The 23,378-nt window shown below is 64.4% G+C and carries 16 protein-coding genes; 15 read left to right on the plus strand and 1 reads right to left on the minus strand.

All coding sequences use genetic code 11. From position 1 onward, the window contains the following. Genes QGN17_RS02695 through QGN17_RS02705 form a run of 3 tightly spaced genes read left to right on the plus strand, consistent with a single transcriptional unit; the run spans position 1 to position 5,629 of the window. Entirely contained in the window at positions 1 to 1,206 is a 1,206-nt protein-coding gene (locus QGN17_RS02695) for a M20 aminoacylase family protein (RefSeq protein WP_281042975.1), read from the plus strand. Positions 1,207 to 1,229: 23 nt separating this feature from the next. Continuing rightward, positions 1,230 to 3,236: a S9 family peptidase gene (locus tag QGN17_RS02700; RefSeq protein WP_281042976.1), complete on the plus strand. Its 2,007-nt coding sequence runs from the start codon at positions 1,230 to 1,232 to the stop codon at positions 3,234 to 3,236. Further along, entirely contained in the window at positions 3,233 to 5,629 is a 2,397-nt protein-coding gene (locus QGN17_RS02705) for a penicillin acylase family protein (RefSeq protein ID WP_281042977.1), read from the plus strand. The genes QGN17_RS02700 and QGN17_RS02705 overlap by 4 nt, the downstream gene beginning before the upstream one ends. Before the next feature lie 664 nt (positions 5,630 to 6,293). Here the strand turns inward: QGN17_RS02705 and QGN17_RS02710 are convergent. Then, a complete protein-coding gene (locus QGN17_RS02710) occupies positions 6,294 to 6,770 on the minus strand; it encodes an Lrp/AsnC family transcriptional regulator (RefSeq protein WP_281042978.1) in 477 nt (158 codons plus the stop codon). Positions 6,771 to 6,901: 131 nt separating this feature from the next. On the opposite strand from QGN17_RS02710, the gene QGN17_RS02715 reads away from it, so the two are divergent. From QGN17_RS02715 to QGN17_RS02770, 12 genes are all read left to right on the plus strand, one after another. Then, the gene (locus tag QGN17_RS02715) at positions 6,902 to 8,131 is read left to right on the plus strand and encodes a thiamine pyrophosphate-dependent enzyme (RefSeq protein ID WP_281042979.1); all 1,230 of its coding nucleotides are present in this window, start codon (positions 6,902 to 6,904) and stop codon (positions 8,129 to 8,131) included. 4 nt (positions 8,132 to 8,135) lie between these two features. Next, on the plus strand, positions 8,136 to 9,149 hold the full coding sequence (locus QGN17_RS02720; protein ID WP_281042980.1) for an alpha-ketoacid dehydrogenase subunit beta: 1,014 nt from the start codon (positions 8,136 to 8,138) through the stop codon (positions 9,147 to 9,149). 2 nt (positions 9,150 to 9,151) lie between these two features. Further along, positions 9,152 to 10,369 (plus strand): dihydrolipoamide acetyltransferase family protein, encoded by a 1,218-nt coding sequence (locus QGN17_RS02725; RefSeq protein ID WP_281042981.1) that lies wholly within the window; start codon positions 9,152 to 9,154, stop codon positions 10,367 to 10,369. A gap of 4 nt (positions 10,370 to 10,373) precedes the next feature. After that, on the plus strand, positions 10,374 to 11,465 hold the full coding sequence (locus QGN17_RS02730) for a branched-chain amino acid aminotransferase (protein WP_281042982.1): 1,092 nt from the start codon (positions 10,374 to 10,376) through the stop codon (positions 11,463 to 11,465). 51 nt (positions 11,466 to 11,516) lie between these two features. Beyond that, on the plus strand, positions 11,517 to 12,650 hold the full coding sequence (locus tag QGN17_RS02735; protein ID WP_281042983.1) for a M20 aminoacylase family protein: 1,134 nt from the start codon (positions 11,517 to 11,519) through the stop codon (positions 12,648 to 12,650). Between the two features lie 91 nt (positions 12,651 to 12,741). After that, the gene (locus tag QGN17_RS02740; protein ID WP_281042984.1) at positions 12,742 to 13,608 is read left to right on the plus strand and encodes a helix-turn-helix domain-containing protein; all 867 of its coding nucleotides are present in this window, start codon (positions 12,742 to 12,744) and stop codon (positions 13,606 to 13,608) included. A gap of 157 nt (positions 13,609 to 13,765) precedes the next feature. Continuing rightward, complete coding sequence (locus tag QGN17_RS02745) at positions 13,766 to 15,286, plus strand: aldehyde dehydrogenase family protein (protein WP_281042985.1); 1,521 nt, start codon at positions 13,766 to 13,768, stop codon at positions 15,284 to 15,286. An 86-nt stretch (positions 15,287 to 15,372) separates the two neighbouring features. Continuing rightward, positions 15,373 to 17,706, plus strand: a complete 2,334-nt coding sequence (locus tag QGN17_RS02750) for a TonB-dependent receptor (protein ID WP_281042986.1) — start codon at positions 15,373 to 15,375, stop codon at positions 17,704 to 17,706. 40 nt (positions 17,707 to 17,746) lie between these two features. Then, complete coding sequence (locus QGN17_RS02755; RefSeq protein ID WP_281042987.1) at positions 17,747 to 18,853, plus strand: M14 family metallopeptidase; 1,107 nt, start codon at positions 17,747 to 17,749, stop codon at positions 18,851 to 18,853. A 39-nt stretch (positions 18,854 to 18,892) separates the two neighbouring features. After that, a complete protein-coding gene (locus tag QGN17_RS02760) occupies positions 18,893 to 20,500 on the plus strand; it encodes a GMC family oxidoreductase (RefSeq protein ID WP_281042988.1) in 1,608 nt (535 codons plus the stop codon). Between the two features lie 40 nt (positions 20,501 to 20,540). After that, entirely contained in the window at positions 20,541 to 21,938 is a 1,398-nt protein-coding gene (locus QGN17_RS02765) for a M20/M25/M40 family metallo-hydrolase (protein ID WP_281045129.1), read from the plus strand. Positions 21,939 to 21,996: 58 nt separating this feature from the next. Further along, on the plus strand, positions 21,997 to 23,376 hold the full coding sequence (locus QGN17_RS02770; RefSeq protein ID WP_281042989.1) for an MFS transporter: 1,380 nt from the start codon (positions 21,997 to 21,999) through the stop codon (positions 23,374 to 23,376). The last annotated feature ends 2 nt before the right edge of the window (positions 23,377 to 23,378 follow it).

The following is a 23,378-nucleotide window of genomic DNA, read 5'->3' on the forward strand; positions in this document are numbered from 1 at the left end:
ATGCCCCACGATCTTCCCGGCTATGACGACGATCTGCGCGCCTGGCGCCACCATATCCACAGCCATCCCGAACTCTCCTGGCAGGAGCATGGCACCGCCGCCTTCGTCGAGGAGAAGCTTCGCAGCTTCGGGATCGAAGATGTCGTCACCGGCATCGGCGGCACCGGCATCGTCGCGACGATCCGGCGAGGCAGCTCGCCCCGCGCGATCGGCCTGCGCGCCGACATGGATGCGCTGCCGCTCACCGAGCAGCCCGGCCGCGCGCATGGATCGCGGACGCCCGGCGTGATGCACGCCTGCGGCCATGACGGGCACACCACGATGCTGCTCGGCGCGGCGCGCTATCTGGCGCAGGAGGCGGACTTCGACGGGACCGTCCACCTGATCTTCCAGCCCGCCGAGGAGTCCTTCGGGCCGGAGACCCAGCCCGGCGAGAAGCCCGGCGGCGCCAACGCGATGATCCGCGACGGGCTGTTCGATCGCTTCCCGATGGACGCCATCTTCGGCATGCACAACCGCCCCGGCCTCGCAGCCGGCAAGCTGGGCGGGCGCGCCGGCCCGCTCTACGCCGCCGCCGACATCTTCGAGATCGTCGTGCGCGGCAAGGGCGTACACGCCGCGCGGCCGCACCTCGGCATCGATCCGGTGTTCGTCGGCGCGCAGATCGTCGTCGCGCTGCAGGGCGTCGTCGCGCGCATGACCAACCCGCTGGATTGCGGCGTCGTCTCGATCTGCCAGTTCAACGCCGGCACCGCGCCCAACATCATCCCCGATCAGGCGACGATGGTGGGCACCGTGCGGACCATCGAGCCCGACGTGCAGGACAAGATCGAGCGTTCGATCCACGAAGTCGCGACCGGTGTCGCCGCCGCCTTCGGGGCGGTGGCGGAGGTGCGCTACATTCGCGGCCACCCCTCGCTCCACAACGAGCCCGCCGCCTTCCGTGCCGCGCGCGAGGCGGCCATCGCGGTGGTCGGCGAGGCGCAGTTCGCCGACGTCGACGAACCGACGATGGGCGGCGAGGATTTCTCCTGGTTCCTGCGCGAGAAGCCCGGCTGCTTCATGCTGATCGGCAATGGAGACGGGGACTCCCGGGGCGCCACGATGCTCCACAATAACGGCTACGATTTCAACGACGACGTGGCGACGATCGGCGTCCGCTACTGGGTCTCGCTGGTCGAGCACCTGCTCCGCCCCGGCGGCTGAGCCTTCCGACAAGGGGATCGATCATGCGTACCCGACCGTCCCGCTTCATCCTGCTGGCCGGGATGGCGCTGCTGGCAACCACGGCGGGTGCCGCGCCGCGCGAGCGGGCGACGCGCGCCGAGATCTTCGCCGCGCCGGCCTATGACGCGCTGAAGTTCAGCCCCGACGGGCGGCAGATCGCGATGCTGCGGCCGACCAACGGCGTCCCGAATGTCTGGGTCGCGCCGGTGACGGACATCGCCAAGGCGGTGCCCGTCACCCGCTTCACCGATCGCGGTGCCGATGGCTTCCGCTGGGCCGCCGACGGCCGCTTCATCCTCGTCGAGAAGGATGTCGCGGGCGAGGAGGACAACCAGATCTATGCGGTGGACCTCCAGACGAAGGCCGTCCGCGATCTGATCGCCAACCCGGCGGTTCAGGCGCATATCCTGAAGACCTCGGCGAAGCTGCCGGGCAAGGCGCTGATCAGCCTCAACGATCGCGATCCGAAATATTCGGACGTCTATCTGGTCGATCTCGCGAGCGGAGCACGCACGCTCGTGCTGCGCAACGACCAGCATTATACCAGCTTCGTCGCCGACAAGGATCTGCACGTCCGCCTCGTCGGCCGGGTCGATCCGGCCGATGGATCGACCACCTATTACGATGTGGCCGGTGCGACTCCGCGCGCCTTCTTCCGCATCCCGCTCGCCGCGCTGCGCAGTTCGCGCGTGCTCGGGCTGACCGGCCCCGGCACGCTCCGCATGCTGAGCAGCAACGACGGCGATCTGGCATCCGTGGTCGACATCGACATCGCGACCGGCAAGGTCACGCCGCTCGCCCAGGCGAAGGAGGCCGACATTGTCGACCTCGTCACCGACGACAAGACGGGCGCCGTCCTCGCCACGGCGGAGGACCCGCTCGTCACCCGCTGGACGGCCCGTTCGCCGGATGTGCAGGCCGATCTCGATACGCTGGCGGCGAAGCTCGGCGCCGGCTTCCAGATCGACGACGAGACCGATGGCGGGAAATTGTGGCTCGTCCGCCAGATGCCGGCGGGGCGTTTTTATCTCTGGAAGCGCGACACCCGCACGCTGTCGCCGCTGGCCTCGGCCCGCCCGGCGCTGGAACAGCGCGCCATGCCGACGACGCTGCCGATCGAGTTCCGCTCGCGCGACGGGTTGCGCATCACCGGCTATCTGACCCTGCCGCCCGGCCTCGTGCTCGATGACGGCAAGCTCAAGTCGCCGATACCGCTGGTGCTCAACGTCCATGGCGGCCCGTGGCTACGCGATTCCTATGAATTCGATCCGGCCAACGTGTGGCTCGCCGAACAGGGTTATGCCGCGCTGTCGGTCAACTTCCGCGGCTCCTCGGGCTTCGGCAAGCACTTCATGCAGATCGCCGATCACCAATGGTCGAAGACGATGCACGGCGATCTGCTCGACGCGGTGCAGTGGGCGATCGGCCAGGGCGTCACGACTAGGGACAAGGTCGTGATCTGGGGCCTGTCCTATGGCGGCTATTCGACACTGGTCGGCCTGAGCTTCACGCCCGACATATTCCGCTGCGGCGTCGATATCGCCGGCCCGTCCAACCTCACCACCCTGCAGGATGACGCGCCGGACTGGTGGGCGTGGCAGCGCTCGCAATTCGTGCTGCGCATGGGCGACGGCAGCACGCCGGAGGGCAAGCAGGACCTCGCCGACCGATCGCCGATCACCCACGCCGCACAAGTGAGGAGTCCGCTGCTGATCGCGCAAGGGCTGAACGATCCGCGCGTGCGGCCCGCGCAATCGATCAAGATGGCCGAGGCAGTGCGCGCCCACGGCACGCCGGTGACCTTGCTGCTCTACCCGGACGAGGGCCATGTGTTCGAGAAGGCGGCGACCGACATCTCCTTCCACGCCATCGCCGAGCATTTCCTCGCGCAATGCCTGGGCGGCACGCCCCGCCCCTATGGCAAGGAGCTGATCGGCTCGGGCGTTCAAGTGCCGATGGGCGTGCAATATGTGCCGGGGCTCGAAGCAGCGCTGAAGGCCGGGCGATGAGGGCGCTCACTCTCCTCCTGTCGGCCACAGTCCTGTCCGCGACCGCCTTTCCGACCGTCGCCGAGCAGGTCCGCATCGATCGCGACGCGATGGGTGTGCCGCACGTCTTCGGCGAGACATCGGCTGCCGTCCTCTACGGCGCGGGCTATGCCGAGGGGCAGGACCGGCTCGCCGACATGGAGATGTCGCGCCGGCGCGCGCTGGGCCGCACTGCAGAGTTGCTCGGCCCGTCTGCCGTCGCCTCCGACATCATTTCGCGCGACCGGATGCTGCCGCCCGCCGAACTGCTGCGCATGTACCGCGCGCTGGCGCCGGAATATCGGCGGATGATGCAGGCCTATGTCGACGGCGTGAACCGCGCGATCGACGAGATCGCAGCCGATCCGGCACGCAAGACCCCTTATGAATTCACCCAGTGGGGCGCGAAGCCGGAGCGCTGGTCGCTGCTCGATTATCTGCAGATGGTCGCCGCCTTCCCGCGCGACCGCGAGGGCAACGAGTTGCAGAACCTCGCCTTCCTGAACGCGATGGTCGCGCGCTACGGGGAAGCGAAGGGCCGCGCGATCTTGGACGATCTGGTGCCGCCGAGCGACCCCGATTCCCCGACCGCGATCCCGGCGGGCGAGGATCTCGCGCCGGCACGGCCGATGCCGAAGGCGACCTATCTCACGCTCGACGCCGACAAGCCCGGCGCGCCGACTGCGCCACCTTCGACGTCTACGCAGGACCATAGCCGCTGCCTCGTAATCGGCCCGCAGCGATCGGCGAGCGGCAAGGTGCTTATGCTCGAATCCACCGCCGACGGACCGGAAATCCACCTGTACGGCGGCGGCTTCGACAGCAGCGGTTTCACCGGCCCGGCCTGGGGCGTGCCGATCATGGGGCGCGGCCCGCATCACGGCTGGCTGGTGACGTCGGGCATGTCCGACTCCACCGACTATTTCGCCGAAAAGCTCGATCCGAAGAACCCCTACCGATACTGGTTCGACGGTCGCTGGCGCCCGATGGAGCGGTGGCAGGAGACGATCCACGTCAAGGGCGCCGCTCCCGTCGTCCACGAAGTCGCCGAGACGATCCACGGCCGCATCATCTCCTGGGACAAGGCGCACGGCGTCGCCTATTCGGCGCGCTACGCCCAGCGGGGGCATGAATTGGATAACTGGGTCGGCGTCGTCGAGATGCAGCGTGCGCGCTCGCTGCAGGAGTTCGAAGCCAAGGGCATCGCGGCGCTCTCGACCGATTTCGGCGTCTGCTACGGCGACGAGCAGGGCAATATCGGCTTCTGGGAAACCGGCCTGCAACCCAAGCGCGCGCCTGAGGCCGATCCGCGCCTGCCCACGCCCGGCACCGGGCAATTTGAATGGCAGGGCTTCCTGCCGCTCGCCGAGCGGCCGCACATGCTCAACCCGAAGCAGGGCTATATCCACGCCTGGAACAGCAAGCCGACGACATGGTCGCGCGAGGGCGACGAAGGGCGGTTCGGGGCGACCTTCCGCACCTGGCTCGGCAACCGGCTGGGCGCCGCATCGCATGGAACGACCCTGCTCGACATGGCGGATTACAACCGCCAGATCTGGAACGCCTATGGCGCGCGCGACCGCAATCAGACCTCGCCCGATTTCTTCGCGTCCAGCCTGCGCGCGGCGGCCCAGGCGGCGCACGATCCTGAGGTGACGCAGGCGGTGGCGCTGATGACCTCGTGGAACGGTCTCTACGAGGATCGCGACGGCGACGGCGCCTACGACAATCCCGGCCTCACCCTGTTCCGTGCGTGGCTGCAGATCGCGCCCGACATGATCTTCTCCCGCGATATCGGCGACTGGTGGAAGACGATCGACGAGAAGCGCTACCTCAAATACCAGACCAGCTTCCTGCTGCGCGCGCTGCAGGGGCCGGCGGCGGGGCGGCCGCTCAGCTTCGACTATTTCGACGGACGCCCGCGCGAGGCGGTGATCGCTGACACCATCCGGCGGACGATCGAGGAGACGCGCAAGCGCTTCCCCGGCAAGCCGATGGACGCGTGGCGCACCCCGATCTTCTGGAAATATTTCACCGACCAGCCCGACGAGCCGGGCCGCCCATCGCTCCCCGACGATGACGAGCGCGGCACGACGACTTGGGCGAAGCTGGGCATTGGCCCGAAGATCGTGCCGCTCAACGGCGGCGAGGAATGGACCGGGCTGATGGAGCTGGGGTCCGCCGCCCCCGTCCTCTATTCGGTGACGGAAGCCGGGGGCCAGGACCAGTTCATCGATCCCGCCGGCCACGGCACGCCACACCTGACCGATCAGGTGATGATGCACGTCGACGGCCGCTTCAAGGCGATCGAGATGGACCCGGCCGCCGTCGCGCACGATCGTGTCTCCTCTGTCACTCTGACCTATCGGCATTGAGAGACGACAATCGGCCGTATGAAACGCCCTAAGCTCTCTGCGCGCATGCTGAGGTAACCTGTCGATCGCAACTGGCTAGGCGCCGGCATCTGCTGCGGACGGTCGACAATCAGGAAGCGTCTTGCGGCTCGGTATCGGCGAGAATCGGCGCGTAACTCGTCGGCGGTTAGCAAAGTTGCGAATGACCAGTTTGGTCGCGAACGGCCGGGCAGGGAGGCGCCCAAAGATGGTCATATCCGCGCCTTTGCACCGTTCCCGAATCCTGCCGGGCGGCTTCGACGTCAATCGATCCCGTTGACCGCAGCGGCAACGGCGTTGGGACCCCTAGTAGTTGGCGGCGGGGATCATGGGTTCTCAAGCCGGCCCTTCGCCTGAGACGAGCCAGAGCGAGAATGCGATCTCGCGCCGGACTGAACTCGATCACCCCGACTAAATTGCTGATCGATGCGATGATTGCAACCTTCCGTGGCGACGGAGGCTTAGCGACGCACGGGTGGCGGCGGCTCGGCGGGCGGCAAGCGACCCGGATGCACCGCCCAGGATTCCGGCGGGCAGGGATGTAGCACGGTGGGTGGAGGACGTGCACTGACGCGCGTCGCCAGACTGCTCCCTCTCTCGGAAGGCGTTATTCGCCATGAGATGTGGGGTGCCGCGAAACGTTATCTCACCGGGGTTGGCGATCGCTCACCAGTATCGGCAGCGTCGTGGTCAGTTTGACCGATTTGAGCGCAAAGCTCGAATTGATCGATCCGACCCCTGGCAGGTGGAGAAGAACCTTCTTGAGGAAAGCCTCATACTGCTCGATATCGCGTACGACGACGCGCAGCAGATAGTCTCGCTCGCCGGACATCGAAAAGCATTCGACGATCTCGGCGCGATCAAGAACGGTCCGCTCGAACCCTTCCAGGGTCTCCTCGTCGTGCTGGCGCAGTCGGACCTCCGCGAAGACGCTGACCCCGAGACCCATGGCCTTTGCGTCCAGGATGACGGCTCGCTCGCGGATCACGCCTGATTGCTCGAGCTTCTTCAGTCTCCGCCAGCAGGGCGTATGCGACAGGCCCACGCGCTCTGCGAGCAAGGCCGTCGGGATGTCCGACTCGCGCTGCAGGACGTCGAGAATTTTGAGATCGATCCGGTCCATGCAATCTGCATACTAACAAATCGCTATAACCCGCTACTCAAATTGCGCGACCAGGCCCGATCCGCAAAGGGAACGAACGGATTTTGCTCGATCCATCGTGGCATATTGCGTTTTCGATCCACGAGGGTTCCATGAGCAATTGTCCGCGCCTTGATCTCCACATTCCCGAGCCGGCTTCTCGCCCGGGTGAGCAGAGCGTCCTAGGTGTGCTGGTTCTTCCCGAGGCCGGCGAGACGCGACGGCCCGACACGCTCGCGCCTGAGCCGGAATTGCGTGACTTGCCATTCGGCTTGATCCGTGTCCTTGATGATGCGGGCAGGGCGGTCGGACCCTGGCAGCCGAGCATCTCTCCCGACCGGCTACGCCACGGCCTCCGCGCGATGATGCTGACGCGGGCGTTCGACGAACGCCTCTTCCGAGCCCACCGTCAGGGCAAGACCAGCTTCTACATGAAGTCCACCGGCGAAGAGGCAATTGGAGCCGCGCAGTCGATGGTATTGGGGCGGGGCGACATGTGTTTTCCCACCTATCGCGTGATGAGCTGGCTGCACGCCCGCGATTATCCTGTGACCGAGATGGTCAACCAGATTTTCTCAAATGCGAAGGATCCGCTCAAGGGCCGACAGTTGCCGATCCTCTATTCGGCGCGAGATTACGGCTTCTATTCGCTGTCGGGCAATGTCGGCAGCCGCTTCGGCCATGCGGTCGGCTGGGCGATGGCGTCCGCCTACAAGAATGACGACAAGATCGCGCTCGCTTACATCGGCGAGGGCACGACCGCCGAAGGCGACTTTCATGAGGCGCTGACCTTCGCGTCGGTCTACCACGCACCCTGTATCCTGTGCGTCACCAACAACCAGTGGGCGATCTCCAGCTTCTCCGGCATCGCCGGCGGTGACGAAACGACCTTCGCGGCCAAGGCGATCGCCTACGGGCTCCCCGGCCTGCGCGTCGACGGCAACGACTTCCTCGCCGTCTGGGCGGCGACCGAATGGGCGGCGGAGCGTGCGCGGGCCAACAAGGGCGCCACGCTGATCGAGCTCTACACCTATCGCGCCGGCGGCCATTCGACGTCCGACGATCCGACCAAATATCGCCCCGCCGACGAGGCCGAGACATGGCCGCTGGGCGATCCGGTCGAACGGCTGAAGCAGCACCTGATCGGGCTGGGCGAGTGGGACGAGGAGCGCCACGCCGCCCTTGCCGAGGAGCTGGATCAGCAGGTGCGCGCCGCCGTGAAGGAAGCGGAGGCGGTGGGCACGCTCGGCAAGTCCAAGCCGCCGGTCTCCGAGATGTTCGAGGGTGTCTTCAAGGAGCCTGACTGGCGCGTGATCGAACAGCGCCGCGAGCTGGGGGTCTGAGGCTATGCCGACGATGAACATGATCCAGGCGCTCAACAGCGCCCTCGACGTAAAGCTGGGCGATGACCCCGACACTCTGATCTTCGGCGAGGATGTCGGCTATTTCGGCGGCGTGTTCCGCGTCACCGACGGGCTGCAGAAGAAGCACGGCCTCAAACGCTGCTTCGATGCGCCGATTTCGGAAGGCGGGATCATCGCCAGCGCGATCGGCATGGGCGCTTATGGCCTGCGCCCGATCGCCGAGATCCAGTTCGCCGATTATATCCTGCCGGCCTTCGACCAGCTCGTCTCGGAAGCGGCGCGGTTGCGCTATCGCTCGAATGGCGAGTTCTGGGCGCCGATCACGGTACGCTCGCCTTATGGCGGCGGCATCTTCGGTGGCCAGACGCACTCGCAGTCGCCCGAGGCGATCTTCGCGCACATCACGGGGCTGAAGACGGTGATCCCGTCCACTCCCTATGACGCCAAGGGTCTGCTGATCGCGGCGATCGAGGATGACGACCCGGTGATCGTGCTCGAGCCCAAGCGGCTCTACAATGGCCCGTTCGACGGCCGCCACGACCAAACACTCAGGACTTGGGCTGGCCTGCCCGAGGCGGAGGTTCCGGAGGGCCACTATACCGTGCCGCTCGGCAAGGCTGCGGTGGTGCGCGAGGGGGGCGACGTAACCGTGCTGGCCTATGGCACGATGGTGCACGTCGCCAAGGCCGGGATCGAAGACGCGCAAGTCGATGCCGAACTGATCGATCTGCGCTCTATCGTGCCGCTCGACATCGACACGATCGTGGCGTCGGTCACGAAGACCGGCCGCTGCGTGATCCTGCATGAGGCCTCGCGCTTTGGCGGCTTTGGCGGCGAGTTGTCGGCCCTGGCGCAGGAACGGTGCTTCTGGGCGTTGAAGAGCCCGGTCCAGCGCGTCGCGGGATGGGACACACCATATCCGCACGCCTTCGAATGGGATTATTTCCCCGGCCCCGCACGGCTCGCGGCGGCGCTCCAGCGCGCGATGGAGGATTGAGCATGGGCCTCTATCAATTCCGCCTGCCCGATGTCGGCGAAGGGGTCGCCGAGGCCGAGGTCACCGTCTGGCACGTGAAGCCCGGGGATGTCGTGAAGGAGGATCAGAGCCTCGTCGATGTGATGACCGATAAGGCGACGGTTGACATGACCTCGCCGGTTGATGGCGTCGTGACCGCGATCCACGGCGTGGTGGGCGCGATGATGCCGGTCGGTTCGGTGCTGGTCGAGCTCGAGGTCACACCCGAGGCTGCAACCGAGCCCACTCCGGTTGCGGTGTCCGAACCCCTCGCGACGACCGTTGCCGCTTCCGCGTCCGCGCCGTCCTCCGGCTTCGTGCCACGCGCCCCTTCGGCCGACCTCATGCCGGCAGCTGCGCCTTCGACACGCCGTCGCGCCAAGCAGGCGGGAATCGACTTGCGGGACGTGCCGGGCAGTGGGTCCGGCGGCCGCATCACCTCGCACGACCTCGACGCGATATTGGCTCAACGGCAAGCGCCTCCGTCGAGTGTCGCTCCACGCACCGACGTTCACGAAACCAGGATCATCGGCTTGCGCCGCAAGATCGCTGAGAAGATGCAGGAGGCCAAGCGGCGCATCCCGCACATCGCCTATGTCGAGGAGGTCGACGTCACCGAGCTGGAGGCGTTGCGGCAGGATCTGAACGCCCACAAGGCGGCCGAGCAGCCCAAATTGACCTTGCTGCCGTTCCTGATCCGTGCGCTGGTCCGCGCATTGCCGGACTTCCCGCAGATCAACGCGCGCTACGACGATGATGCCGGTATTCTCCACGGCTATGAGGCGGTCCATATCGGCATCGCCACCCGGACGCCGGGCGGGCTTATAGTGCCCGTGATCCGACACGCCGAAACCCGCGACCTCTGGGCGCTCGCCGCCGAGCTGCAGCGCCTTGGCCAAGCCGCCCGCGACGGCAGTGCCAAGCGCGAGGAATTGTCGGGCTCGACCATCACCATCACATCGCTCGGCTCGCTCGGCGGCATCGCGAGCGCGCCGGTGATCAATCATCCCGAGGTGGCGATTATCGGTCCCAATAAGATTGTCGAGCGCCCGGTCGTGGACGGCAGTTTCGTGACCGTGAGGAAGATGATGAACCTCAGTTCCTCCTTTGATCATCGCATCGTCGATGGCTACGATGCCGCCATGTTCGTCCAGCGCCTTAAGCGGCTGATCGAACATCCCGCCCTGATTTTCATGGATTGATCCGATGACCTCCCTCTACCCGATCGCGATCGAGCCCAACCCGGCGGCGCTGGCGGCGGCCGATCGCGCGGTATTGCTCGCCGATCCGGGCTTCGGCCGGGTGTTCACCGACCACATGGTCACCGCCACCTGGACGGAAGGGAAGGGCTGGCATTCGGCGACGCTGGGCGCGCGCAAGCCCTTCACGCTCGATCCGGCCTGCGCGGTGCTGCATTATGCGCAGGAGATCTTCGAGGGCATGAAGGCCTATCGGTCCGACGACGGCGGCGTCACCCTGTTCCGCCCCGAGCAGAATGCTCGGCGAATGAACGAGAGCGCGCGCCGCATGGCGATGCCCGAAATTCCCGAAGAGCTGTTTCTCGAAGCGATCGACGCGTTGGTGAAGATCGACGAGGCATGGATCCCGGAGGGCGACGGCAGCCTCTATCTGCGCCCCTTCATGTTCGCCTCCGAGACCTTCCTCGGCGTAAAGCCGGCGAGCGAGTTCATCTTCTGTGTGATCGCCTCGCCGGCCGGCTCCTATTTCAAGGGCGGCAAGAAGGCGGTGTCGCTGTGGGTCTCCGATCATCTCAACCGCGCCGGGCCGGGCGGCACGGGCGCGGCCAAGTGCGGCGGCAATTACGCCGCCAGCCTGATGGCGCAGGCCGAGGCCTATGAGCATGGCTGCGATCAGGTCGTGTTTCTCGATGCGGTCGAGCATCGCTGGGTCGACGAGCTCGGTGGGATGAACATCTTCTTCCTGTTGGACGACGGCAGCATGATCACCCCGCCGCTGACCGGCACGATCCTGTCCGGTATCACCCGCGCCTCGATCCTCGCCTTGCTGAAGAAGCGCGGCATCCAGGTGACCGAGCAGCCCTACGCGATCGACCAGTGGCAGGCGGACGCGAAGTCCGGTCGCTTGCGCGAGGTGTTCGCCTGCGGCACCGCCGCGGTGGTGACGCCGATCGGGCATGTGAAGAGCACGGCCGGCGACTGGACGATCGGCAATGGCGACGGTGGCCAGCTGACCGACGAGATCAAGGCCGAACTGGTCGGCATCCAACGCGGCCGCGACGACGGTCCGGAAGGCTGGGTCCGGCGGGTCGCGATCTAGAGGATGAGAGAGACAGTGCCTTCAACGACAACCGATAGTCCGCCCGACGAATTGGCTCTCATCCGGCGCGACATTCACGCGCATCCCGAGCTGGCCTTCGAGGAACATCGCACCTCTGACCTCGTCGCCCGCGCGCTGACCGGCTGGGGCATAGCCGTCGAACGCGGCATCGCCGGCACGGGGCTCGTCGCAACCCTGAGCCGCGGCGATGGTCCCTCGATCGGCCTGCGTGCCGATATGGACGCACTTCCTGTCGATGAACTGGGCTCGGTAGCTCATAAATCGCGCCATGCCGGGCGCATGCACGCCTGCGGGCATGACGGGCATACGGCTATGCTGCTTGGTGCCGCCCGCGAGCTTGCAGCGGACGGGGGCTTTCACGGTACAGTCCATTTCATCTTTCAGCCCGCCGAGGAATGCGATGGTGGCGGGCGCCACATGGTGGAGGACGGCCTGTTCGCCCGCTTCCCGTGCGACCAGGTCTTCGGTATTCACAACTGGCCGGGCTTGCCGCTGGGCGCGATCGCGGTGCGCGAAGGCGCGATGATGGCCTCGTTCGATACGTTCGAGATCCTCGTGCAAGGCAAGGGCGCCCACGCCGCGATGCCGGAACAAGGCCATGATCCGGTTGTCGCCGGGGCAGCCCTGGTGTCCGCGTTGCAGACAGTGGCCAGCAGGATCGTCACTCCGAACGAACCTATCGTGCTGTCGGTCACGCAGTTTCATGCCGGCGACGCCTATAACGTCATCCCTCAGGATGCCGTGTTGCGCGGCACCGTGCGCTGCTTCTCGTCCTCTGTACGCGACAAAGTGGAGGCGGAAATGCGGCGTATCGGCAATGGCATAGCACAGGCCTATGGCGTCGCCGTGGCGCTCGACTACCGCCGCGGCTATCCCGCGACGGTCAACGCTCCGTCGGGCGTCGAAGCCGTCGTGCGCGCCGCGCGCGCGACAGTGGGCGACGCTGACCTGCGGACCGATTTCGCGCCTTCCATGGCGTCGGAGGATTTCTCGTTCATGCTGGAAGCCTGCCCCGGCGCCTATCTGTGGCTCGGCGCGGGCGTTGATAGCCCCGGCCTCCATCACCCGTGCTTCGATTTCAACGACGCGTTGTTGCCGATCGGCGTCCGCTTCTGGACGACCCTGGTCCGGCAGATGCTGCCCGAACGGCTGCCGGCGACCTGATCCTATGAGCCGGATAAGCGGGATCGCACGTCTTGACAGGCCAGCGGCAACCGAGAGAACATGCGGCGGCTTTGGTATCGGCTGATTTGTAATGGACTTGCAAACTCCAACCACGTTCCATGTGCGTAGTGGCGCGACGCAAGCCGTTCTACATGATGGCGGTCATGAGGATGGCACCGATGAAGTGGTCGAGGGAAGCTCCACTCTGAGATGTAAAATCCAGCTCGACGGATTTTCGCGATATGAATTCGGCAGAAATCCGTGCGTAATGGCGGGTTCTTCCCTTGTTTTCCTCTACAGTCCACCAGGAGAGACCAAGAGAGTCATCACGGAGCCGGACACGAACGAGCGTTCGATCACTTTTGTTTTTCCGGTGAGTGGTGATTGTCTGGATGATCTCGATCGGGAAGACCCCGAGGTGAACAATGTCCTGTCGCTATTCCGCGATACGACCGTATTTTCCCATATCAATGTTCCAGGTGGCCTTCTGCATCTGGCCCGGGATATATTCTCGTTGAACGAGGGGCGGCACTTTCAGAGAATACTTTCTCTAAAGCTCGAAGAGCTGTCATGTAATGTTCTGGACTTCTTTATCCATTATCATAATGGCCGCTCCGATGTGGCACTGGGTGCGCGCGAGCGTCGCCAGATGGCGGAGGTCCATAAGATCATCACAGAAAATATATCGGAATCGTACACGCTGGATTTTCTGTCTTCGCAGGTCGGCACCAATCGCACCAAGCTCAACCAGAATTTTCGAGCGACCTTCGGATTGTCGGTTTTCGATTTCATCCGCCAGACGCGGATGGAACTGGCCAATTCGCTGATTAGAGATGGCAAGCACAGCATCACGGAAATCGCCGAGGTCTGCGGCTACGATCATCTGAGCAATTTCTCCAGCGCATTCAAAACCCATTTCGGTCGCCCGCCCTCGGCGCTGCGCCAGATTTCCGCCTAGGCGGGGCCTCCGGCGCGCCGAGTGACGCCAGGCGGTCAGGTTGCACCCGCGCCGCCTGTCTCTGCTTATAATTCCGCTCGCATAAGCTTTGTGCGGCCATCAACACGACCATCGGCGAACCGTCGGTTATCCAGTCATGACGCGCTTGAGCGCTGACATGCTGGAAAGGCTCACCCGCCCGATGACATCCCGTTCGGAACCGCAGACTACCGTCGATCCCGGCCGCTTTTCCCAGTCCTGGATCGCAGGCGGAGCGTACGGATCGAACGAAGGGCTCTACGAGCATTTCAACCCCGCAACCGGCGCGTCAATCGGCAGAGTCGAAGTGGCTGGAGCGGAGGCGGTCGATCACGCCGTTGCGGCTGCACGCGCGGCCCAGCCGGGCTGGGCGGCGCTGAGCAAGACCGAGCGTGCGCGGATCATGATGAATTTCAGCGCACTGATATCGCGAGACGTCCTGATGCTCGCGGAACTCGAGGCGCTGGAGGTCGGTCGGCCGTGCAACGCAGCCGCAGGCCTCATCGCGGCCGTGCCTGAGATGATGCGCCGCTATGCTGGTCTCGCAGATCAGATTTCAGGGGATCTTTTCGAGGCGTCGTCCGCGCGGCTGGCTTTCGCGCGCAGGCGACCGCGAGGGGTGGTGGCCGCCATCGTCCCGTGGAACGTGCCAGTTCTCAACGTCCTCATCCGCGCTGTCCCGGCGTTGATGGCCGGTAACACGGTGGTGGTGAAGCCGTCAGAATATTCCCCGCGCGCAGCGGTTGCGCTAGCGATGATTGCGACCGAGGCGGGACTGCCGGACGGCGCGTTCAACGTGGTCATCGGGCTTGGCCAGCAGGCTGGCCAGGCCTTGGCCGAACACCCCGGCATCGATTTCCTCACGTTCACGGGGTCTACGGCGTCGGGGATGGCAGTGACGCGCGCAAGCGCGATGCAAAGTCTCAAGCCCGTCGCGGTGGAATGCGGCGGCAAGTCTGCGCAGATATTGCTCGACGACATATTCGAGGATGGCGGGATCTGGCCTCACATTTTCGTGTCCGCCTTCTGGAATTCGGGACAGTGGTGCGCGGCGAAGACGCGGCTGTTGGTTCCGGCCTCCCGACTTGCAGACACCATTGCGGGGCTGCGCGCGGCATCGTCGGAATTTCCTGTAGGCGATCCATTCGATCCGGCGACGGCCCTGGGGCCATTGGCGAACCGTGTCCAGCACGAGCGTGTCGAGCGCTATTTCGAGATGGCGCGCAGCTCGACCTCTTATGTAGAACTGGATTGTCCCAACCGGTCTGCCGAGAAAGGGGGCTGCTTTGCCCTTCCGGGCATCGCAACTGAGGTGCCGGACAATAGCCCGTTGCTCCAGGAAGAGATTTTCGGACCTCTGCTGTCCGTGCAGACGTTCGAAACGGTGGATGACGCGATAAGGATCGCAAATTCAACGAATTATGGACTGTCCGGCGCGCTGTGGACCAATGATGCCCACGATTCACACAAAGTCTCGTCGGAGATCGTAACGGGCAGTCTCGCCGTATACTCATCAGCGCGCGCCGCGCGCCCGGCGCTGCCGGATCTTGGATCCCTGCAATATTATGAGCCTCAGCGCCAATCGGGCTTCGGAGCCGATGGCGGTCTTGCCGGTCTTCATGCCTATACGACGGCGCAGGCCGTGGCATTCCACAATTAAACATGACGTCTCGGCGCCGTGGAGGAAAATTCTGGAAATAGATAATTCGAAATAACGAGAGGAAAACTCAGGATTTTGGGGGGTATATGAAGAAGATCGATCTCGTTGTAACCACTCTCGTCGGAACCTGTGTGTCATTCTTTGCGCTGCCATTTTCCGGGCAGGCGCAGGATGCCGCCGCCTCGTCCGCACCAGTTGCAGTTGGCGGCGCAGCCGAAGGGCAGGCCGATATCGTCGTCAGCGCACGCAAGCGTGACGAGCGACTGCAACAACTGCCGTTGACCGTTTCGGCCTTGACGGGCGCGGCCTTGGCAAGCAGCGGTGCTCACGACGTCAAGGACGTGCTGCGTGCCATTCCCGGCATTTCCTATTCGGGCGTCGATCGCGGGCTCAGCAACTATAATATCCGCGGTATCGGGACCAGCGCCAACAGCCCGACTGTCGGAATCTATCTCGACGACGTCGCGCTCAACACCCTTTCGACGTCTTTTTCTGGCGCTTTCGACCCCGCTTTCTTCGATATGGAGCGGCTGGAGGTGCTCAAGGGGCCACAGGGCACGCTCTATGGCGGCAGCGCGATGGGTGGTGCGATCAAATATGTCAGCCGCAGGCCGTCCCTTGTCGCAACGACCTTCGACAGCGCGCTGGGCGTGGCGGGCACGCATGGCGGCTCACCCGGCTATAACGGCGAAGGTGTCGTCAACATTCCGCTGTCGCCTACCATCGCTGTTCGCGGTGGCTTCTCCTATCGTCATGATGGCGGCTATATCGACAATGTCGCCGATGGGACGGTCACCTATTACAAGTTTGCCGCCGCCAATCCGCCGGCGGCCTTCTCGCCTGCCCAACGCGCGTCGCTGAGCGGATATTCGAACGACAATTATAATGATGCCCGCACGATGGTTGGTCGCGGCTCGATCCTCTGGCAGCCCGATTCGAGCCTGTCGGTTCTGGCACAGGCCTTCTACCAGGATTACCGCCAGGCGAATCCGACGCTGGGCTTTCCCGACCAGCACGGCCTGATCGCTTCCTACCGGATCGCGCAGCCGACCACCGACAAGGATGGCATCTATAGCCTGCAGGTGCAGAAGTCCTTCGCATCTGTCCAGCTGACCTCGCTCACGGCTTATTACGATCGCAATATCGCCTATGATCGGGACTACAGCTATTTCATCGGCGGCCTGATCCCGAGCCTCTACGGCCTGACCAGCATCAACAGCTCGGTCAGCAAGACGCATACCTACAGCCAGGAATTGCGTCTTTCATCGGACTACGGGTCGGCCTCGCGCTTCCAGTGGCTCGTCGGCGCCTATGCCTCCCGCCAGAACGACCGGCTGATCCAAGCGGTGAACACGCCCGGCGGCGAAGCGACGCTCGGAGGCACTACGCTCGGCTATTACGGCAATATCCAGACGATCACCAAGCAGGTGGCGGGATTCGCCGAACTGACCTATTCGCTGACCGACAAGCTGAAGCTAACCGCGGGCGGTCGGGTCTTCTACATCCACATCTACGCGAACTCGCTCGGCTCGGGCCTGCTGAACGGCGGTGTCACGAGCCTCGCCCGCAGCAGCAAGGAGAGCGGTGTCAACCCGAAGGCGCAGGTTTCCTACCAGGCGACACCTGATAATCTGCTATACGCCTCGGCGACCAAGGGCTTCCGGCCTGGCGGCCCCAATCGCAACAATATCAGCTCCGTCGTCTGCGGCTCGGCGCTTGCCGAACTGGGGCTGACGGCCGCGCCCACCGATTTCGGCTCGGACAATCTGTGGACCTACGAACTGGGGAGCAAGAACCAGTTCCTGGGCCGTGCAGTTACTGCCAATGCGTCAGTTTACTATACCGATTGGAAGAAGATCCAGCAGCAGGTGTCCCTATCCTGCGGCTTTGCCTATACCGGCAATGTCGGCAGCGCCGACGTCAAGGGCGCCGAGATCGAACTCAGCGCCAATCCGACCCGCTGGCTTCATATCGGAGGCAACGCCACATTTGCCGACAGTCGCATCACGGCGACGGCGACGGGGCTCACGGCACAGGTCGGCGATGGCATCCTCGGCGTCCCGAAATGGATGGCGAATGCCTATGCCGCTGTCGATTTCCCTGTGGGCAGCCTGGATGGCTCGTTCCGCGTGGATTATCAGTACCAGGGCAGGGCGCGCCGGCAATTCGAGAGGACGCTCACGACCGCATATCCCGATGGCACGACCGGCATGATCGCCAATCCCGCGCAGTTCCGTGCCGGTTATCAGCTCGTCAACCTGCAGGTGTCGGTCAAACACGGGGCATGGGATGCGCAGCTCTACGCCAACAACCTGTTCGACGTGCACCCGGCTTTCGATGTGTCGACCAGCCTCGGCGCGCTGACGGAGTCGGTGATCCGCCCGCGGACCATCGGCATCCAGACGCACTTCCACTTCTGAACGCCGCTGCCCCCAAACCAACCCATGCGAGGGATGTGTCATGTTCAACAGTGCCGATAGTTTCAGTCCTGACTATGCCGCCGCGCGCTCAAAATTCTTGGAACACGCGTCCGCGCATGGCGGTGGGTTGGAAAGCATCCGTCATCCCGAAAGGGGACCGGACGGTGCGGAACTGACCACGGATGTCGCATGGTTCGGGCCGCGGTCCGCCGACAAGGTGCTCGTCATGATCTCCGCGACGCATGGCGTGGAGGGATTTTGCGGATCAGGATCCCAGATCGATTTCCTGCGTCGCGGGGAGGTGGAGGCGGCGCCTGACGGCGTGGCGATTTTGATGATACACGCCATCAATCCATATGGGTTTGCCTGGATCAGGCGCACCACGCACGAGAATATCGATCTCAACCGCAACTGGATCGATTTTGCGCGCCCTCTGCCTGTCAATGACGGCTACGAAACCCTTCATGACGACCTATGTCCGTCCACGTGGGATCAGGCTTCTCAGGACCAGTCGCAGAAAGCGCTTGCTGCCTTCGCCGAGCAGCATGGTGAGTATGCGATGCGCCGCGCGGTGACCGGCGGCCAATATCGTCATCCCGACGGGCTGCACTATGGCGGCGTTGGGCCGAGTTGGTCCCGTGAGACGCAAACGCGCGTCTTCCAGACCTATCTCGATCAGGCCGGCATGATCGCCATCCTCGATTATCATACCGGGCTCGGCCCATGGGGCTATGGCGAGCAGATCGTCACCGCGCCGGTGGACAGCGACATCACCGCGCGGGCGCGCGACTGGTTCGGAGCGGGCATCACCTCCATCCGAGATGGCAGCTCCTCGGCGGCGGACCTCGACGGTGACGGGTTGAGCGCAGCGCCGGCGCTGCTTTCGCACGCGAAAGTCACCGCCGTGGCGCTGGAATTCGGCACCAAGCCATCGCCGGAGGTGAGGGCGGCAATGCGCGCCGACAATTGGCTCCACAGCCATGGCGACCCGCTCAGCCCGCAGGGGCAAGCGATCAAGCGGGAACTGCGCGATGCCTTTTACGGCGATTCCGACGACTGGAAGGGGCTGATCGCGGGACAGTCCCTGCTGGCCTGCCGCCAGGCGATGCGCGGATTGGCGAGCAGCCCGGCGGGCGCCACAGTCTGAAATCATCGCACGCCGCATCGCGACCATGAAGGGATAATCATGCCTGCCAGCAAGCCTGTTACGCCCGATGAAGAGTTCGATTACGTCATCGTCGGTGCCGGAAGTTCCGGATCGGCCCTGGCCGCAGCGCTTGCCCGCTCTTCGCAGGCGACGATCGCGGTGATCGAAGCGGGCGTGCGGCGATGGCCGAAGATCACGGCGATCCCGGCCGCGTTGCTGACCACGATCGGGCATCACAAATATGATTGGCGGTATGTCTCCGAGCCTGATCCCACGCGGTTCGGGCGGACGGAGGCATGGCCCCGCGGCTTGGGGCCGGGCGGCAGCGGCCTCATCAACGGCATGATCTTCGTGCGCGGCGCGCCGGACGATTATGACCAGTGGAGCCAACTGGGCGCGGATGGCTGGGCCTATCGCGACGTCCTCCCGCATTTCAGACGGTTTGAATCGACCGATATCGGGTCGGAGCAGTCGAGAGGCGGGCTGGGGCCGCAAACCATCTCGGCACTGCGTTACGTTCATCCGATGACCACGACCTTCATCGAGGGGGCGGTGACGGCGGGACTCGAATTCAATCCCGATTACAACGGCAGCCGTCAGGATGGCGTCTCGTATGTGCAGGCGACCCAATCCGGAGGAAGGCGGCACAGCCCCTACGACGCCTATCTGGCGCCGGCGATCAAGTCCGGCCGGATCCGGTTGATCGAGGGCGCCCACGTGAAGCACGTGCTGTTCGAGGGCAGGACGGCGACCGGCGTGCTGCTGGAACAAGGTGGGGGCGAGCGCACGATACGGGCGCGTCGCCTGGTCGTGCTCTCGGCGGGATCGCTGAACACGCCGAAGCTGCTGATGCTGTCCGGTATCGGCAAGGCCGCGACGCTGAAGGCGCACGGGATCACGCCGCTGGTCGAAAGCCCGGAGGTCGGCGCGAACCTGATGGAGCATGCCGGCATCTGGTTGCGCGCAGAGGTCGATCGACCAACTTTCAACCAGGAGGGGCGTTCCGTTCGCCGGATGGTGAACGTGGTGCGCGCGCTGATGGGGCAGGGGCCGGGCACGAGCCCTACTGCGCAGGCGGTCGGCTTTGTTCGCACTAAAGCCGGTCTCGCAGCCCCCGACGTCCAGATTCATTTCACGGCCTTCGGTCGCGAGGCGCTCGACCCGAAGCTTCCCGATCGTCGCTTGATCTCGGTCGTTCCCAGCGTCAACCACCCGCTGAGCCGCGGCGAAGTCACGCTCGCCTCGGGTGACTATCGTGACGCACCCCTGATCCATCCCCGCCTGTTCGCCGAACAGGAAGACGTCGAGACGCTCAAGCGGGGTCTTGCCAAATGTCTGGAGATACTGGGCAGCGAGCCGCTTGCGAGCCATGTCGTCCGTATCGAGAATCCGCCGCCCGAGGATCCGGAGGACCTTGATCGCCATATCCGGGAATCCGCAGGTCCCATCTATCATCCGGTGGGCACATGCCGGATGGGGTCCGACGAGCAGGCGGTGCTCACACCCGCACTGCATGTGCGCGGCACGCAGCGCCTGGCGGTCTGTGATGCGTCGATCATGCCCCGGCACGTCAGCGGCAACACCCACGCGGCGAGCATGATGATCGGCGACCGGGCGGCCGATCTTTTCCTGAAAAACGTCCAGTGAACCGGGTTCGGCAGCCGCGCCGGGGGGCTTCGTGACGCGGGTGATTGCCATAGACCGTGCGACCGGCGCCCTGCGCGAAGGGCGCTTCGCCGATCTGCTCGGAAAGCTCGTGGCGGCGCGCTCCGAAAGCCAGGCGGGAGATCGCGGGCAGCTCCGCGACTTCCTCGACAATGTCCTGCACCCCCTGCTCGCACGGACGGGGTTCGTGGCGCGCCGCCACGAGGCGCCGAACGGAGCCGACGGCGATTTCCTCATTGCGGAGCGCTGGGAAGCGGACGCACTCCCGACGATTCTGATTTATTGCCATGGCGACACAGTGCGGGGCGATGCTGCTAGCTGGTCGCCCGGACTGGAGCCCTTCGTGCTGACGAAGCGGGACCGGCGCTTCTACGGGCGTGGTACTGCGGACAACAAAGGGCAATTGGCGATCAACCTGCTGGCGATCGAAGCCGCCATCGCGGCGCGAGGCGGACACCTGGGCTTCAACATCCGCCTGCTTGCCGAGATGGGCGAGGAAATCGGATCGCCGGGGCTGCACGCGCTCTGCGCGGCGCGGGCAGCGGAGTTGCAGGCGGACTTTCTGCTGGCATCCGATGGACCAAGGCTCGCGGCGAATATCCCGACCCTCTTTCTGGGGGGGCGCGGAGCAGTGAATGTTGAGCTGCGGATGGATTGCCGCGATCGGCCCTATCATTCGGGGAATTGGGGTGGTTTGCTGGTCAATCCGGCTACCGTGCTCGCCAACGCCATCGCGGCGCTGGTCGATGCCCGAGGCATCATACGTGTCGCGGGTCTCCGGCCCGCCCCGCTTTCCGCCGAGTTGCGCGAGGCGGTCGCGAAGCTCACGCTCGCGCCGGAGACTGGCGACCCGATTACCGAAATCGCCTGGGGTGAGCCTGGCCTTCGGCAGGAGGAGCGGCTGTTCTGCTGGAACGCGCTGGAGGTGCTCGCCTTCGAGGCAGGCGATGTAGAGCACCCCCAGAATGCGATACCCCCGTCGGCGCGCGCCATACTCCAGTTGCGCTGCGTGGTGGGGACCGACGTCGCCGATGTCCCCGCGATCATTCAGGCATATCTGGCCGAAGCCGGTTTCGACGATGTCGCCGTACGTCTCGGCAACTTCCCACCGATGCCGGCGACGCGGCTGGACATGGATCATCCATTGATAGCCTGGGCGGCGCATTCGATCGAGCGAACGCTGGGTGAGGCGCCCGCGATCGTTCCGAACATCGGCGGCTCGATCCCCAACGATGCCTTTTCCGCGATATTGCGCCTGCCGACGATCTGGATTCCCCATTCCTACCCGGGATGCGGCCAGCATGGTCCCGACGAGCATATGCTGGAGGATATCGCTGCGGAGGGGCTGGCGATCATGGCCGGGATCTTCTGGGATTTGGGCGACGGGCTTGGCACAGCCGATCTGAACCATCGTGCATGAACGCCGCGCGCGCCCAGATTTCGCGCACGCCGCATGACGGCGCAACGGCGGGCATGACATGCGCCGCATGGATCGGTCTAAGTGTCTTCAGCCGCCTGAACTGCACAGGATGACAATGGATATTTCTGGATATGCCGCGAACGCCGATCAGGCCGGGAAGTCGCCACTGTCTGCGGCGAAGCGCGCAGCCTATGCCGGGATCGCCGTACCAATTGCGGTCATCAACGTGCCGGTCATCATCTATATCGCGCCCTATTATGCCACCGAGCTTGGGCTTGGGCTTGGCACCGTGGGAACGCTCTTCCTGGCGGTGCGCCTGATCGATGCGCTGTTCGACATCGTGATCGGCAAGACATCCGACAGGACGCCGTGGCGGTTCGGCCGGCGTCGCTCCTGGATCGCGATCGGGACGCCGATCCTGATGATTGCGACATGGTTTCTGTGCTTCCCGCCGCCCCATCCAAGCGCGACGCGGCTGGGTGTGTCGATCGTCATCTTCTATGTCGCCTGGACGCTGATTCAGATACCGCATCTCTCCTGGGGGCAGGATCTGGGTGTGGATAGCGTCGATCGCGGCCGGATGTCCGCCTGGCGGGAGAGCGGAACGATCTTGGGCACCCTTCTTGCCATGACGCTGCCGATCATAATACCTGCCGGAAACGAGACAGCGGTTGCCCATAGCGTCCACCTGCTGGGGGTCGTCGCTATCGCCGGCCTGTTCCTCACCGCCACCGTCGCCATCGCGGCCGTGGGCGACACCCCGCCGGAGGAGGGTAAGACCCATTCGCGTCTGATGGACCTTCTGACCGATCGGATCCTTGGGCCGGCGATCCTGGCCAACCTTCTGATGCAGATCGCAATCGGCTGCTATAATGCCGTCATATTCCTGCTGGTCGAAAAGGAATTGATGCTGACCGGGTGGTTCATGAAGCTGGTTTTCATGCAATATGTCATTGCCGTCGCGACTGTTCCGATATTCGTCTTCATTTCGAGGCGTATCGGTATGATGCGCTCCGCGATCGTGGGGGCTGTGCTGTTTATTTGTGGCCTCCTGGTTATGGCCTTCGCGCAGGACTCCGTTGCGATCGCCTGCTTGGCCTTTTTCCTGGTGGGTACAAGCGTCAGCGCCATCAATATCTCGACGCCGACGGCCATCGCCGATCTTGCTCGCCGGCGCCAGGCGATGGACGGCCTCGACAGAATGGGCGAGCATCTGGCACTTTACAACCTGACCCTGAAGCTCGGGCTCGCTATAGGTGCTGGAGCAGGGATGCTGCTTCTAGGCGTCGCGCAGAACCAGATGACCGGGGTAGCACCCTTTCTATTCACTCCGGCTCGAGTGGTGGGCTGCTACTTGTCTGCAATAATATTCGCTTTGAGCATTCCCGTATTCTCGTATTGTCAGCGCATCTTAAGGCGAGATGACATTATGAATTAGGG

It is taken from the genome of Sphingomonas oryzagri, from assembly GCF_029906645.1.
Classification (GTDB): Bacteria; Pseudomonadota; Alphaproteobacteria; order Sphingomonadales; family Sphingomonadaceae; genus Solisphingomonas; species Solisphingomonas oryzagri.